Below are 13,825 nucleotides of genomic sequence, written 5' to 3'. Positions count from 1 at the left end.
TAAAAGATCGCAGCCTTCGGCAGCTCCTACAGAAGATCGCATTTCAACTGCAGGAGCTGCCGAAGGCTGCGATCTTTTGATCTTTACTGCATATCCCGCCACGTCAGGTACACACGCAGATCGAACTCGATCTGGTGATACCCCGGCAGCATGTGCTCGCACAGTTTATAGAACGCCTTGTTGTGATCCGACTCCTTGAAGTGCGCCAGCTCGTGCACCACGATCATCTTCAGAAAATCCGGCGCGGCGTCCTTGAACAGCGCGGCGATGCGGATTTCCTTGTTGGCCTTGAGCTTGCCGCCCTGCACCCGTGACACCGTGGTGTGCAGACCGAGCGCGCGGTGGGTCAGGTCGAGGCGGTTGTCGAACAGCACTTTGTCGATCGCCGGCGCATTACGCATGTACTGCTGCTTGAGATCCAGCGCGTAGCTGTACAAGGCCTTGTCGCTCTGCACGTCGTGTCGCCCTGAATAGCGCTGATTCAGGTATTCACCCAGACGCCCTTCGGCAATCAGTTGGCGCACCTGATCCTGCAATTGCGCGGGGTAGGCCTGGAGGTACTTCAACACAGTCATGGACAAGCGACGCGGTTCGAAAAAGGTCCGCCAGTGTAGCGAATTCAACCGGGCAGCGCGCTCCAGTCAAAGGGTTCGACGAAGCTGACCGCGTCTTCGGCGATCAACGGCCGCGCGACGAGGAAGCCCTGCACGTATTCGCAGCCATGGGCTTGCAGCCACTGATATTGCTCGAGGGTTTCCACTCCTTCGGCGATCACCAGCAGACCGTATTGCTTGCACAGGTCGATGACCATGCGCACCAGCGCCGCATCACGTGGCGAGTTCGGCAGGCGCGCGATCAAGTGGCGGTCGAGCTTCAGCGTGTCCAGTTCCAGATCGCGCAGATGCGCCAGCGAGCACGGCCCCGAACCAAAATCATCCAGCGCCACGCGCACCCCGAGATGACGCAGCAGCCGCAGTTGCTTGCGGGTTTCGTCCGGGTCTTGCATCAACGCTTCTTCGGTGACTTCGACTTCCAGTTGCCGCGGTTGCAGCGCATGGCGTTCCATGACTTGACGCAATTCAGTGACCAGATTCGGCAGGCCGAACTGGGTATTGCTCAGGCTCACGCCGAGCACCAGATCTTCAGCGAACAAGGTTTCCCAGGCTTTACGCTGACCGGCGCCACGGTGATAGATCCAGCTGCCGAGGCGACTGATCAAGCGCGCCTCTTCCAGCAATGGCAGAAACAACCCCGGCGGCACATCGCCGACGCTCGGATGCTGCCAGCGCAGCAACGCCTCGAACCCACGGATCTGTCCGCTGCCGATCGCCACCTGCGGTTGATAGACCAGATTGAAATCGCGATTCTCGATGGCCTCACGCACGCTGTCTTCCAGCATCAGACGCGAGCGTGCGCGGCCGTTCATTTCAGGGTCATAGAAACGATATTGCTGACGCCCGGCGCGCTTGGCCTCGTACATAGCGATGTCCGAGGCGCGCAGCAAGCCGTCCAGATTGCGCCCGCAGTCAGGATAGGTGGCGATGCCGATACTGGCGCCAAGAACGATATCCAGACCTTCGATCTGCTGACACACCGATACCCGTTCGATGAGTTTTTCGGCAATCTTCGCCGCTTGCTCGGGGAATTCCAGATCCAGCAGCGCGGTGAATTCATCGCCGCCCATGCGCGCGAGAATATCGAACGGCCGCAGGCACGCTTTCAATTGCTCGGAAACCCAGCGCAACACGCGGTCGCCGGCATCGTGACCGAGAGAATCATTGACCCGCTTGAAGCCATCGAGATCGAGGTAGAGCAGCACCCAGCTGCTGTCGCTGCGCTCGCCGCGCAACAGCAGGTTTTCGACGGTCTGGTAGAACCCGCGCCGGTTGAGCAGCCCGGTCAGCGGATCGGTTACCGCCTGGAATTCCAGTTGCTGGTGCAAGTGACGCACCACCGACATGTCCAGCACCGTCACCACCATCGCATGCTGCTCCGAGGACAGCGGCGCACAGGACAATGCCACCGGCACTTGCTGTCCGGGCGCCGTGCGCAGCAACGCATCGTGCAGACGCAGGGTTTCACCGCGCTGGTAGCCGGCGTAGAACTCGGAATCGGCCCACAGGGGAATGTGTGGCTTCTGCAGGAAATCGAGAAACTCCTTGCCTTGCAGATCCTTCACCGGCGCATTGAGCAACCGCGAAATCGCCGGGTTGGCGAAGCGGATCACGCCGTCCTCGCTCAACACCAGAATGCCTTCGGCGGCGTTGTCCAGCACTGAGGCATTGAAGGCGCGCGCCACTTCCAGGTCATGACTCAGGCGTTGCAAGGCACGGCGATTGCGCTGGTGCTCGAGCAGCGCCTGGACCTTGGGCTTGAGGATTTGCGGATCGAACGGCTTGAACAGGTAATCCACCGCGCCGCTGGCATAGCCTTTGATCACGGCGTCCTGAGATTGCTCGTTGGCGGTGAGGAAAATGATCGGCGTCAGCCGCGTGCGCTGGCTGCCGCGCATCAGCCGCGCGACCTCGAAACCGTCCATGCCGGGCATCTGCACATCGAGCAGGACCAGGTCGATGTCGTGTTCGAGCAAAAGGTTCAGCGCCTCGAAACCGGAGGCGGCGGTCATCACGTGCCAATCCTGACGCTGCAGCAACGCGCGCATGCTGATCAGATTTTCGGGGTAATCATCGACGATCAAAAGGACCGAGCTGCCTTCACCTGGCTGGGGTTGCGCGCATTCCATGCTGCTTCTCTTATCGGGACCGGTTGCCGGCAAAACCATAGACGTACTGAGCCTTCACTCTAGACGCGGATCAGTGAAAGCAGAAGCTGTCATCCCGCCATCATTTAAACAATGCTCAACCCAGCCGACTAACGGTCACCGCTACAGCCCCCGAAAACCGGGCGGGATGGCATTTCGACAGGACTTTGACGTCAAGTAATCGCCGGACGGGCATTAACAAAAATTGCCGCTACGCTTATAAAGACGCCCGAAAACGCGCGGGCTAGAGCTTCTGGCACCGGCGTTCCGGATGAATTGATTGGAAGAACCGTCATGATCGACCTCGCAACCTGGAACCTCAGCGTTCCTGTTGGCAGCCCGCCGTACACCGTCGAAACCTCGAAACTGGTGGATGGCTTCAAGGATCAGTACTTCCATTCCGACACCGGCACCCTGTTCTTCTGGTCCCCGGTGACTGGCTCGAAAACCGAAAACGCCATCTACCCGCGTACCGAACTGCGCGAAACCTACAGCAACGGCACCCTGCGCAACTGGTACTACCCGGACGCCGACAACCTGCTGCGCGCCACCCTCGCGGTGAACAAGGTGCCGAGCTCGGGCAAGATCGTCATTGGCCAGATCCACGCGTACGAAAGCCAGCGGCCGATGGTCAAGCTCGAATATCAGTACAAGGAAAAAACCCAGACCGGCAATCTGGTGATCAAAGTGCGCATGCGCCCGGACGACGCCGAAAGCCGCGTCATCACCCTCGCCACCGGCGTCAAGCTTGATCGCGAATTCAACTATCTCATCCACTTGAGCCCCGGCGGTGCCCTGGGCGTGAGTGCGGCGGGCTATCAGTGGGACTCCCAGATCAGCGCGACCTGGCGCGACAAGCCGCTGTACTTCAAGGCCGGCGTGTATGTGCAGGACAACACCGGCTATACCAGTGAAGGTGGGCAGGTGACGTTTACCAAACTGGATATTGATCACGACAAGTAACCCATTTCGACATCGCAATCCCTTGTAGGAGCTGCCGAAGGCTGCGATCTTTTGATCTTGATGTTGGCGCCTCTTGGGACGCCGGGATCAAAATCAAAAGATCGCAGCCTTCGGCAGCTCCTACCTTTAAACAGCGTTGTTTATATCTGTCAGCAGTTACTTCCGGATGCCTACAACAGCTGATTCCCAGTGATCGGGTTTAGTAGCCCGTGGTTACGCGATGCGCACTGGCACCATTCAGTCGGGCATAACCCGCGCTTGATGGTAGCTGTACGCAGAGCGCCTTCGGGTGCGCCGGTCGCGTCTCCCCGGTCTACTAACCTGCGTTCAGCTGCCACCCTCTTCGTTTAGTAGCGATCCGGTGTCGGCTCCATTTACCGGAGACGAACCATGATCAAATCAACGCCGCACCCCAGAAACAGTCCCGCATCCCCCTACGAATCCCTTGATTCCAAAAAACTCAACGACGCCGCCGAACGCGCCCTCGACCATTACCTCAAACCGTCCGCCTTCATCATGGCCAGCACGCACAAACCCGATCCATGTACCTCGCCAACCCGAAGTACAACACTGAATCGCTGCTGGCAAACGCCAGCGAAACCCTGGGTTCAGCCAGCGAAATGCTCAACAACTTCGCCGCCATGCTCGACACCTCACACCGCAGGACTGCGCTAGGCATCGCGCAGGTGGTCATGCTCGTTGAACTGAAGGAATAGTCGTCCACAAAAAAGCCTCCCTCACCGCGGGTTTCTTGAGCCAAATAGATTAAATGTTCCGCATACGCTACATTGACATCAAAATGTGACGGTAGCGCAACATGGATTACTCTCTTTTAATTACCCGTCTCGGCATTCAATTACGTGAAAAACGTATAAATCGTGGCTTGACGCAGGCGCAGCTTGCCCATCTGGCGGGACTGACGCGATACAAAGTCATCGCAGTGGAGAAAGGCACCCTTTCTGTCGGCATGATCGCTTACGCGCGGGTTTTGGCTGCTTTGGACTGCGAACTCTCAGTGGTTCCAGCAACGATGCCAACCCTTGAAGAGATTGGAGATTTATTCGAATGAACATGGCCTCTCTTCAAGTCAGTACCCCTGAAGGTACTAGCGGAAGGCTTTGCAGCGATGCCGAGGATTTCACTTTTCGTTATCACGAAGATGCATCGCCACAAATGGCGATCAGCCTCCTGATGCCTGTACGGCATGACGAATTTCGTCGGCGCGAGTTGCACCCTGTTTTTCAAATGAACCTGCCAGAAGGCTACGTACTGGAGCAGTTGCGCAACCGCTTGGCCAAGACTGTGAACGTCAACCCAATGCTGCTACTGGCGCTTTCCGGCAGTACATCGCCCATTGGCAGGATTCACGTACGCTCTGAAACCGTTGATGCATTGTTGCAGGCGCAAGAATTTCCGGGAGAAAAACTCGAAGAGATCCTCACGTGGGATGGTACGGAAGATATCTTCGCTGAGATGCTTGATCGTTACCTCCTGCGGGCAGGCATTTCAGGTGTTCAACCCAAGTTGCTGGTGCCGGAGCGGCAAGAACCAGAGTTGCCGAGAGTGACATCCAAAACCTCGGATCTGATCATCAAGAGTGGAAGAGACGAATTCCCGGGCCTTGCGATCAACGAATTCCTTTGCATGTCCATGGCGAAAGAGGCGGGGATTCCCGTTCCACCGTTTTACCTTTCCGACAACGCCAAGCTGTTTGTCATGCGTCGATTTGATCGCGACGACAGGCTCAACCCGATTGGGTTTGAAGACATGGCCGTGCTGATGGGGCTGTCGGCTAACCAGAAGTACAGCAAGAGTTATGCGGCAATCGCCAAGGCTGTTCGAGTGTTTTGCCCGGCGAAACACTTGCGTACGTCGCTTGATCAACTCTTCGCTAGCGTTGCCCTGAGCTGCATCGTCGGAAACGGCGACGCTCATTTGAAAAATTTCGGATTGCTCTACTCAGAACCGACGCAACGCGATGCGCATCTGGCGCCGGCTTACGACATCGTCAACACCACGGCCTATATTCCAGAAGATGTTCTGGCATTGGATCTGGCGGGCAACAAGTCAATGTTCGCCTCACGACAAGGACTCTTGGAGTTTGCTCGCACCTGTGAAATCGACCAACCCAAAGAGCGAATTCAAAACCTGCTTGCCTCGGTTGAAACGGTGCTCGGACGCTATCCTCAGTATCGCGAACACGCGCCTCATGTGGTCAACGCCATTGAGCGCGCGGCAGCGCCATTTTCTCTGACGTTTAGATAACTTCGTCATTGCGAGAAATTCCGCCCCCAAAAAACCCGCCTCTCCAGACTGTGTGAAAACCTAGCAATCTGCGCAGCGCTCAAAGAAAATGCTCCGTATCGAAAGATACGGAGCATTTTTCGTTATGGCCTACATCCAGGGACAGTCCCGCAGCCAGACCAGCCTGTTTCCGGTCTCGCTGGAAGAGTTGATCCCCGAGGATCACCTCGTTGGCGTTATCGATCTTCACGTCGCCAAGCTGGATCTGGCTCGACTGGGCTTTGATAAAGCACTTCCCAAAAGCACCGGCCGTCCCTCTTACGATCCAGCGGATCAGCTCAAACTCTAGCTCTACGGCTATTTCCAGCGGAAATGGCTGATCTTTAAGCAGATCAGCAACAAAGGCCGGATCTACCAAGCGAAGGTCAGCGACTGCACAAGCTGCACGATTAAAGCGAAGTGCACCGACGCCAAACGCCGATACATCTCGCGCCATATGCACGAACAGGCTTTCCAGCGAATGGAGCAGCGAATGCAGGCGCATCCCGAAATGATGGTCAGCCGACGATCCATCGTCGAACATCCCTTTGGCAACCTTAAACAGTGGTTATTTGGTAACGCTCGCTTCTTGCTGCGACAGCTTGAAGGCGCGAGAGCTGAAATGGCCTTGGCGGTGAACGCCTACAACCTGAAAAGAGCAATTAACGTGTTGAGCGTGCGCCAGATGATGGCGCTGATGGGGCTGAAACGCCTTTTTTCGTCTGCTGTGAGCACAAAAGCAAACGCCCCGAACAAGTCGGGGCGTTTGCTGGAACCACCATCAGTGCGTTTTCACACAGTCTGTCTCGGCGGGTTTCCTTTTAATCAGTTCAACACCCAAGCTCAGTTAGTGGCTTAACTAACGAAGGATTTGATAAATACGCCTCTTCCCACAGTAGACATCGTAATATCTAAATGATCCGACTGTTATAGCCAATTGAGATTAAAGACTGTCAACTATTACAGGTTACGCGTATTTAAATAATCCTTAACATCAAAAACAAGCGATACAAGCACCAACTGTATCCCTTACAGCCAAACACCATCTCATCTACATGGAAGAAACCAACATGGCACAGAAAGCAACCATCGCTCCCCTTCAATATGCTCCCCCCCTTGGTCCACATCCCGCACTTTACGGAACTGGCGAGCCTAATTATTTTGTTGACGTTGCTGTTTCCAACACAGGCCAAGTCCTCGGAACAGGTCGTGTCGAGCCGGGTGGGCAATGGAGAGTCGAGTTAACAATCAAAACAGGTGAATGGATTCAGGTTCAAGCTCGATGCTATGCAACTAAAAATGCGCCGGTCTCAAATACAGAGTGGAGCGATCCCGTAAGCATCTACGGTTAGGATATAAAAAAGATTGAATTTCGTTCTGGCTACTTAATATAAATAAAGCCCGCATCACTGCGGGCTTCTTTCAAACACTTAAATTTAATTAACCTTGGCGTTCAACTCACCCTTCAAATAACGCTGGTACATCGCTTCCAGCGAGATCGGTTTGATCTTCGAAGCATTACCGGCAGTACCGAACGCTTCATAACGTGCGATACATACATCGCGCATTGCGGTCACGGTGGCGCCGAAGAATTTACGTGGGTCGAATTCGCTCGGGTTGGTGGCCATCAGGCGACGCATGGCGCCAGTGGAGGCCAGGCGCAGGTCGGTATCGATGTTGACCTTGCGCACGCCGTGCTTGATGCCTTCGACGATTTCTTCAACCGGGACGCCGTAGGTTTCTTTGATATCGCCGCCGTACTGGTTGATGATCGCCAGCCACTCTTGCGGAACCGAAGACGAACCGTGCATCACCAGGTGGGTATTCGGGATGCGCTTGTGGATTTCCTTGATGCGGTCGATCGCCAGCACGTCGCCGGTGGGTGGCTTGGTGAACTTGTAGGCGCCGTGGCTGGTGCCGATGGCGATGGCCAGGGCGTCGACCTGGGTGCGCTTGACGAAGTCAGCGGCTTCTTCCGGGTCGGTCAGCATCTGGCTGTGATCCAGAACGCCTTCAGCGCCGATGCCATCTTCTTCACCGGCCATGCCGGTTTCCAGCGAACCCAGGCAGCCCAGCTCGCCTTCAACCGAGACGCCGCAGGCGTGGGCCATGGCTACGGTTTGTTGGGTAACGCGGACGTTGTAGTCGTAGTCGGTCGGGGTCTTGCCGTCTTCGCCCAGCGAGCCGTCCATCATCACCGAGCTGAAGCCCAGTTGAATCGAGCGCTGGCAAACGTCAGGGCTGGTGCCATGGTCCTGGTGCATGCACACCGGGATGTGCGGAAATTCTTCGATCGCGGCCAGGATCAAGTGACGCAGGAACGGTGCGCCGGCGTATTTGCGGGCGCCGGCCGAAGCCTGGACGATCACCGGGGAGTCAGTCTTGTCAGCGGCTTCCATGATGGCGCGCATCTGCTCAAGGTTGTTGACGTTGAAGGCTGGAACGCCGTAGCCGAACTCGGCTGCGTGGTCCAGCATCTGGCGCATGCTGATAAGTGCCATTGTGTGTGTCTCTCCCGGTTGAGGGTCGTTGATCGTGCCAGCCTGCCGAAGCGGCGGCGGCTATTCAAGTTAATGCAGATCGGGGGTTGAGGCCCGACCTGGTGATTCGGTAAAGCAAATTCCAAGAACTACACAGATCCCCTGTGGGAGCGAGCCTGCTCGCGAAAGCAATCTTGCAGTCGCTGATGCAGTGCCTGCCAGGCCGCTTTCGCGAGCAGGCTCGCTCCCACAGTAGAACTGTGGTGTGTCAATTACTGCGCCTTGCAACCACGGCCAATCAGGTCATTGGTGGCGACCCAGTACACCAGGCCTTCGTCACCCTTGACGTGAAACGCCAGCATGCCGTCGCTGTACAGCGTGCCCGAGGCGCCCGGCTCTTCTTTCAGGCGATAGACCTGATCACCGCCGCCGAGGCGAACGTCGACTTCCTTCTGGCCGGCATCGGCGTAACGCCACAACACCTTGGCCTGACTGTCGCAGGTCCAGGTCGTCCAGTTGTCTGCCGGGGCCGACGACTGAAACAGGTTCAACTGCGCGCAACCACCCAACAATGCCAACGCCGCAACGGCGATCAAGCCTTTCATCCGTGTTCCTCGACTGACGACGCATGCCGCCAGCCCTGAGTTAAAGAGTCAGACCCGTCAAGGACAACCATGTTCCTTGACCGGGGTTTGCGTCTCGTATTTGTCCAGGCCGTCCGGCCCCGAGCGCTTGTTCAGCACCGGGTTGGTTTCGGCCTGCCAGTCGGCCTGATAACAGCCCTTCTGCGGCTCGCTCGGTGCTGGCGTCGCGTCGGCCTTCGGGGTGCTCCCGCAGGCCGCCAGCGTACCGGTCAGCAACAACAGCGCTAACGACTTGACCATGTGAACACTCCTTTGCCTGGCCAAACGGGCGGCCTCAGGCCTTGGCCCGGCTTTCCAGGACTTCAACGGCAGGCAGCACCTTGCCCTCGACGAATTCGAGGAACGCGCCACCACCGGTGGAAATGTAGGAGATCTGCTCAGCCACGCCATATTTATCGATCGCCGCCAGGGTGTCGCCACCGCCCGCGATGGAGAATGCCGAGCTCTCGGCGATGGCCTGGGCCAGCACTTTGGTGCCGTTGCCGAACTGATCGAACTCGAACACGCCAACCGGGCCGTTCCACAGAATGGTTTTCGACGACTTCAGCAGCTCGGCGAAATTGGCGGCGGTTTGCGGGCCGATGTCGAGAATCATGTCGTCAGCCGCCACGTCAGCGATCAGCTTCACAGTCGCTTCAGCGCTTTCGGCAAATTCCTTGGCGACCACAACGTCAACCGGCAACGGTACGCTGACTTTGGCAGCGATTTCACGCGCGGTGTCGAGCAGGTCCGGTTCGTACAGCGACTTGCCGACCGGGTGACCAGCCGCCGCGAGGAAGGTGTTGGCGATGCCGCCGCCGACGATCAGTTGATCGCAGATCTGGCTCAGGCTGTTCAGCACGTCGAGTTTGGTCGACACCTTGGAGCCGGCAACGATGGCTGCCATTGGCTTGGCCGGCGCGCCGAGGGCTTTGCCCAGTGCATCCAGCTCAGCGGCCAGCAACGGGCCGGCGGCAGCGACTTTGGCGAACTTGGCTACACCATGGGTCGAACCCTCGGCGCGGTGAGCAGTACCGAAAGCATCCATCACGAACACATCGCACAGGGCTGCGTATTGCTGGGCCAGGTCGTCGGCGTTCTTCTTCTCGCCCTTGTTGAAGCGTACGTTTTCGAACAGCACGATGTCGCCAGCCTTGACCTCCACGCCACCGAGGTAGTCAGCCACCAGCGGCACTTCACGGCCCAGCGCTTTGCTCAGGTAGTCGGCGACAGGTTTCAGGCTGTTTTCGGCGGAGAACTCGCCTTCGGTCGGACGGCCCAGGTGCGAGCAGACCATCACCGCCGCGCCTTTTTCCAGGGCCAGCTTGATGGTCGGCAGCGAAGCCAGGATGCGCGCGTCGCTAGTGACAACACCGTCCTTGACGGGGACGTTGAGGTCTTCGCGGATCAATACGCGCTTACCTTGCAGATCGAGGTCGGACATCTTCAACACGGTCATGGGTCGCACTTCCTACGGTTTTTTTGAAGTTGCTGTTTGCAGATAGTGATCTGCAACGTCCAGCATTCGGTTGGCAAAACCCCACTCGTTGTCGAACCAGGCCAGGATGTTCACCAGTTTGGGGCCGGAAACTCGGGTCTGGCTGGCATCGACGATGGCCGAATGTGGGTCATGGTTGAAATCACAGCTGGCGTGCGGCAACTCGGTATAGGCCAGAAGGCCTTTGAGCGGGCCGCTGGTGGCGGCTTCGCGCAGGATCCGGTTGACCTCATTGGCGTCAGTCGCCGTGGCGGTCTGCATCGTGATGTCGAGGCAGGACACGTTGACTGTCGGCACGCGCACGGCTTTGGCCTGAATTCGCCCGGCAAGTTCCGGCAGCAGGCGCTCGATACCACGCGCCAGACCAGTGGACACCGGGATCACCGACTGGAACGCCGAACGCGTGCGGCGCAGGTCTTCGTGGTGATAGGCGTCGATCACTGGCTGATCGTTCATCGCCGAGTGAATCGTGGTGATCGACACGTAATCGAGGCCGATCGTCTGATCGAGCAGGCGCAGCAGCGGCACGCCGCAATTTGTCGTGCAGGAGGCATTGGACACCAGCAGTTCGTCGCCGGTCAGGCAGTCCTGATTGACGCCGTAGACGATGGTGGCGTCGACATCCGCTTCGCTGGCCATCGGCTGCGAAAACAGCACGCGCGGTGCGCCGGCGTCGAGAAAACGCTGGCCATCGGCACGGGTGTGGTAAGCGCCGGAGCACTCAAGCACCAGATCGACGCCCAGCGACGCCCAATCGATGCCTTCGGGGGTGGCACTGCGCAGGACCTTCACGCAGTCGCCATTGATATGCAGACAATCGCCTTCAACCCGCACTTCGCCGGGAAAGCGGCCGTGGGTGGAGTCGAAGCGTGTCAGGTATTCGATGCTGGCCATGTCGGCCAGATCGTTGATCGCGACAATTTCAAACCCGGCTTTCTCGCCTCGCTCAAACAACGCACGCAAGACGCAACGACCAATGCGGCCGTAGCCGTTGAGTGCAACTTTGTAGGGACGCGGTTGAGGCATGGGGTTCTCGATAGATTCGCTAACAACACAACCCCATGTAGGAGCTGACGAGTGAAACGAGGCTGCGATCTTTTGATCTTGTTTTTAAGATCAAGATCAAAAGATCGCAGCCTTCGGCAGCTCCTACAGGGGAACGCGGCGGCCAGGGCCACCGCATTCGTACTGCTTAGTCTTCCAGCAGCTCTTCAGCCTGACCGAGGATGTTTTCCAGGGTGAAGCCGAACTCTTCGAACAATGCCGAAGCCGGCGCCGACTCACCGTAGGTGGTCATGCCGATCACACGACCTTCCAGACCCACGTACTTGAACCAGAAATCGGCGTGGGCCGCTTCGATGGCGATACGCGCGCTGACCTGCAATGGCAGAACCGACTGCTTGTACTCCGCATCCTGAGCATCGAACGCGCTGGTGCAAGGCATCGAAACCACGCGAACTTTGCGGCCCTGCTCGGTCAGTTTGTCGAAGGACTGTACGGCCAGACCGACTTCCGAACCGGTGGCGATCAGGATCAGCTCAGGCTCGCCTGCGCAATCCTTGAGCACATAACCGCCACGGCTGATGTTGGCAATCTGGCCAGCATCGCGTTCCTGGTGCTGCAGGTTCTGCCGGGAGAAGATCAGCGCCGACGGGCCGTCCTTGCGCTCCAGCGCGTTTTTCCAGGCCACTGCCGATTCCACGGCATCGGCTGGACGCCAGGTGTCGAGGTTCGGCGTGCTGCGCAGGCTGGTCAATTGCTCGATCGGCTGGTGCGTCGGGCCGTCTTCGCCCAGACCGATAGAGTCGTGGGTGTACACGTGGATCACGCGCTTCTTCATCAAAGCCGACATACGTACGGCGTTGCGTGCGTATTCCATGAACATCAGGAAGGTCGCGCCGTAAGGCACCAGACCGCCGTGCAGGGCGACGCCGTTCATGATCGCGGTCATGCCGAACTCGCGCACGCCGTAGTACATGTAGTTGCCGCTGGCATCTTCAGCGCTGACGCCTTTGCAGCCTTTCCACAGGGTCAGGTTGGAACCGGCGAGGTCAGCCGAACCGCCAAGCATTTCCGGCAGCAGCGGGCCGAAAGCGTTGAGGGTGTTCTGGCTGGCTTTGCGGCTGGCGATGGTTTCGCCCTTGGCGGCGACTTCGGCGATGTAAGCCGAGGCTTTTTCCGAGAAGTCGGCCGGCAGTTCGCCGCTCAGACGACGGATCAGCTCGTTGGCTTCAGTCGGGAATGCAGCGGAGTAGGCGGCGAAACGCTGATCCCACTCGGCTTCGACCGCGCGGCCAGCTTCTTTGGCGTCCCACTCGGCATAGATCTCGGCCGGAATTTCGAACGGGCCGTAGTTCCAGTTCAGCGCCTGACGGGTCAGGGCGATTTCCGCGTCACCCAGTGGGGCGCCGTGGCAATCTTCCTTGCCCTGCTTGTTCGGCGAACCGAAACCGATGGTGGTCTTGCAGCAGATCAGCGTCGGTTGAGCGCTCTTGCGTGCGGTTTCGATGGCGGTCTTGATCTCTTCCGGATCGTGGCCGTCGACGTTGCGGATCACCTGCCAGTTGTAGGCTTCGAAACGCTTCGGCGTGTCATCGGTGAACCAGCCTTCGACTTCACCGTCGATGGAAATGCCGTTGTCATCGTAGAAGGCAATCAGCTTGCCCAGGCCCAGCGTGCCGGCCAGGGAGGCGACCTCGTGGGAAATGCCTTCCATCATGCAGCCATCACCGAGGAACACGTAGGTGTGGTGATCAACGATGTTGTGGCCGGGACGGTTGAACTGCGCGCCCATGACTTTTTCAGCCAGAGCGAAACCGACGGCGTTGGCCAGACCCTGACCCAGCGGGCCGGTGGTGGTTTCGACGCCCGGGGTGTAACCGAATTCCGGGTGGCCTGGAGTGCGGCTGTGCAGTTGACGGAACTGCTTGAGGTCGTCGATCGACAGGTCGTAGCCGGTCAGGTGCAGCAGCGAGTAGATCAACATCGAGCCGTGGCCGTTGGACAGCACGAAGCGGTCACGGTCGGCGAACGACGGGTTGCTCGGGTTGTGCTTGAGGTAGTCGCGCCACAGCACTTCGGCAATATCTGCCATACCCATAGGGGCACCGGGATGGCCGCTGTTGGCTTTTTGCACGGCATCCATGCTGAGGGCACGAATGGCGTTGGCACGCTCACGACGGCTAGGCATCGCTGATCTCCTGGGTGTGAATAGACT

At 58.2% G+C, this 13,825-nt stretch carries 11 protein-coding genes and 2 pseudogenes; 5 read left to right on the top strand and 8 right to left on the bottom strand.

The genetic code is table 11. The features are described from left to right. Positions 1-83: 83 nt before the first annotated feature. Both ACV8MC_RS08725 and ACV8MC_RS08720 read right to left on the bottom strand, forming a co-directional pair. Positions 84-575, bottom strand: a complete 492-nt coding sequence (locus ACV8MC_RS08725) for a YgjP-like metallopeptidase domain-containing protein (RefSeq protein ID WP_095181434.1) — start codon at positions 573-575, stop codon at positions 84-86. A gap of 44 nt (positions 576-619) precedes the next feature. Then, positions 620-2,743, bottom strand: a complete 2,124-nt coding sequence (locus ACV8MC_RS08720) for a putative bifunctional diguanylate cyclase/phosphodiesterase (RefSeq protein ID WP_310218930.1) — start codon at positions 2,741-2,743, stop codon at positions 620-622. Between the two features lie 312 nt (positions 2,744-3,055). Between ACV8MC_RS08720 and ACV8MC_RS08715 the strand changes: the two genes are divergently transcribed. The 5 genes and pseudogenes from ACV8MC_RS08715 to ACV8MC_RS08695 form a co-directional block, all read left to right on the top strand. Further along, entirely contained in the window at positions 3,056-3,724 is a 669-nt protein-coding gene (locus ACV8MC_RS08715; RefSeq protein WP_016772792.1) for a polysaccharide lyase family 7 protein, read from the top strand. 390 nt (positions 3,725-4,114) lie between these two features. Further along, a pseudogene (locus ACV8MC_RS08710) lies at positions 4,115-4,440 on the top strand (DUF6124 family protein). 101 nt (positions 4,441-4,541) lie between these two features. Beyond that, entirely contained in the window at positions 4,542-4,793 is a 252-nt protein-coding gene (locus ACV8MC_RS08705; protein ID WP_056786493.1) for a helix-turn-helix domain-containing protein, read from the top strand. Then, positions 4,790-5,989, top strand: coding sequence for a type II toxin-antitoxin system HipA family toxin (locus ACV8MC_RS08700; RefSeq protein ID WP_056786490.1), 1,200 nt, complete (start codon positions 4,790-4,792; stop codon positions 5,987-5,989). Before ACV8MC_RS08705 ends, ACV8MC_RS08700 begins: the two co-directional genes overlap by 4 nt. A gap of 124 nt (positions 5,990-6,113) precedes the next feature. Beyond that, positions 6,114-6,710 (top strand): annotated as a pseudogene (locus tag ACV8MC_RS08695) (transposase); the annotation flags it as partial. 733 nt (positions 6,711-7,443) lie between these two features. Here the strand turns inward: ACV8MC_RS08695 and fba are convergent. The 6 genes from fba to tkt form a co-directional block, all read right to left on the bottom strand. After that, positions 7,444-8,508, bottom strand: coding sequence for a class II fructose-bisphosphate aldolase (gene fba / locus ACV8MC_RS08690; protein ID WP_008081027.1), 1,065 nt, complete (start codon positions 8,506-8,508; stop codon positions 7,444-7,446). A 251-nt stretch (positions 8,509-8,759) separates the two neighbouring features. Further along, positions 8,760-9,092 carry an MliC family protein gene (locus ACV8MC_RS08685; RefSeq protein WP_064365344.1) on the bottom strand — a complete coding sequence of 111 codons (333 nt, stop codon included), beginning with the start codon at positions 9,090-9,092 and terminating at the stop codon, positions 8,760-8,762. A 57-nt stretch (positions 9,093-9,149) separates the two neighbouring features. Then, on the bottom strand, positions 9,150-9,371 hold the full coding sequence (locus ACV8MC_RS08680; RefSeq protein ID WP_016772786.1) for a hypothetical protein: 222 nt from the start codon (positions 9,369-9,371) through the stop codon (positions 9,150-9,152). 34 nt (positions 9,372-9,405) lie between these two features. Beyond that, a complete protein-coding gene (locus ACV8MC_RS08675) occupies positions 9,406-10,569 on the bottom strand; it encodes a phosphoglycerate kinase (RefSeq protein ID WP_016772785.1) in 1,164 nt (387 codons plus the stop codon). Between the two features lie 12 nt (positions 10,570-10,581). Continuing rightward, complete coding sequence (gene epd, locus ACV8MC_RS08670) at positions 10,582-11,634, bottom strand: erythrose-4-phosphate dehydrogenase (protein WP_252884951.1); 1,053 nt, start codon at positions 11,632-11,634, stop codon at positions 10,582-10,584. A gap of 166 nt (positions 11,635-11,800) precedes the next feature. Next, positions 11,801-13,798, bottom strand: a complete 1,998-nt coding sequence (gene tkt / locus ACV8MC_RS08665) for a transketolase (RefSeq protein WP_457265028.1) — start codon at positions 13,796-13,798, stop codon at positions 11,801-11,803. Positions 13,799-13,825 lie beyond the last annotated feature (27 nt).

Source organism: Pseudomonas sp. PK-RTE-24, from assembly GCF_054052265.1.
Note: the sequence above shows the minus strand (reverse complement) of the source record. Positions and strands in the feature narration are given on the sequence as shown.

Bases quoted from the DNA above. Each gene is read 5' to 3' on its own strand.
- ACV8MC_RS08725 (WP_095181434.1), bottom strand. From the start codon at position 575: ATGACTGTGTTGAAGTACCTCCAGGCCTACCCCGCGCAATTGCAGGAT.
- ACV8MC_RS08720 (WP_310218930.1), bottom strand. From the start codon at position 2,743: ATGGAATGCGCGCAACCCCAGCCAGGTGAAGGCAGCTCGGTCCTTTTG.
- ACV8MC_RS08715 (WP_016772792.1), top strand. From the start codon at position 3,056: ATGATCGACCTCGCAACCTGGAACCTCAGCGTTCCTGTTGGCAGCCCG.
- ACV8MC_RS08705 (WP_056786493.1), top strand. From the start codon at position 4,542: ATGGATTACTCTCTTTTAATTACCCGTCTCGGCATTCAATTACGTGAA.
- ACV8MC_RS08700 (WP_056786490.1), top strand. From the start codon at position 4,790: ATGAACATGGCCTCTCTTCAAGTCAGTACCCCTGAAGGTACTAGCGGA.
- fba (WP_008081027.1), bottom strand. From the start codon at position 8,508: ATGGCACTTATCAGCATGCGCCAGATGCTGGACCACGCAGCCGAGTTC.
- ACV8MC_RS08685 (WP_064365344.1), bottom strand. From the start codon at position 9,092: ATGAAAGGCTTGATCGCCGTTGCGGCGTTGGCATTGTTGGGTGGTTGC.
- ACV8MC_RS08680 (WP_016772786.1), bottom strand. From the start codon at position 9,371: ATGGTCAAGTCGTTAGCGCTGTTGTTGCTGACCGGTACGCTGGCGGCC.
- ACV8MC_RS08675 (WP_016772785.1), bottom strand. From the start codon at position 10,569: ATGACCGTGTTGAAGATGTCCGACCTCGATCTGCAAGGTAAGCGCGTA.
- epd (WP_252884951.1), bottom strand. From the start codon at position 11,634: ATGCCTCAACCGCGTCCCTACAAAGTTGCACTCAACGGCTACGGCCGC.
- tkt (WP_457265028.1), bottom strand. From the start codon at position 13,798: ATGCCTAGCCGTCGTGAGCGTGCCAACGCCATTCGTGCCCTCAGCATG.